General features: G+C 59.0%; 1 pseudogene. It reads left to right on the top strand.

The features are described 5' to 3' along the window. Positions 1-334 (top strand): annotated as a pseudogene (locus HMPREF2842_RS04525) (multidrug transporter); the annotation flags it as partial. Positions 335-586: the final 252 nt, after the last annotated feature.

Here is a 586-nt window from a genome sequence, read left to right as displayed (position 1 = left end):
GCACCGCGAGCTCGAAGAGAAGTGGAAGCAGTGCGTCTCAGACCGCGGCCTCACCCCTCGCTCGGCAGGCTCCGTCGCCGAGGAAACCCCGCTGGCTGAGCAGCTGAGCAAGAACAACGGATTCAACAAGCCCGCCTCCGAAGAAGAGATTCGCATCGCCACCATCCAGGCCGAATGTAACCAGCAGGTCGGCATGAGCAAGCAGCTCTACGACCTGGAAGCTCAGTACCAGATGCCGCTCATCCGCAAGTACCAGTCGCAGCTTGACCAGGAACGCCAAGCCGACCGCGACCGCGACGAGAAGTTCAAGCAGTACGTTCTGGAGCACCAGTAACCCGAGCGTCCACGACCGGTTTTGACGTCGGATTTTAAAACCGAATCTTGATACCGGGGAAAGACCGGTAATGGTGCGGGCCACCCGAGACACAGGCTCGGCGGGTAGCCCGCACCCGCGAGGATATTCCCGCAGAGGATGCAGCTCTCGGCAGATGAGTGGGTGCGCAAAAATTTTTGATGCACACCCCCCCCGGATTTAAAGCGCGACAAGGCACGAAAAGTGTAATGTGGTGTACAACTCACTCTCACG

It is taken from the genome of Rothia sp. HMSC069C10 (assembly GCF_001812205.1).
Classification (GTDB): domain Bacteria; phylum Actinomycetota; class Actinomycetes; order Actinomycetales; family Micrococcaceae; genus Rothia; species Rothia mucilaginosa.
Note: the sequence above shows the minus strand (reverse complement) of the source record. Positions and strands in the feature narration are given on the sequence as shown.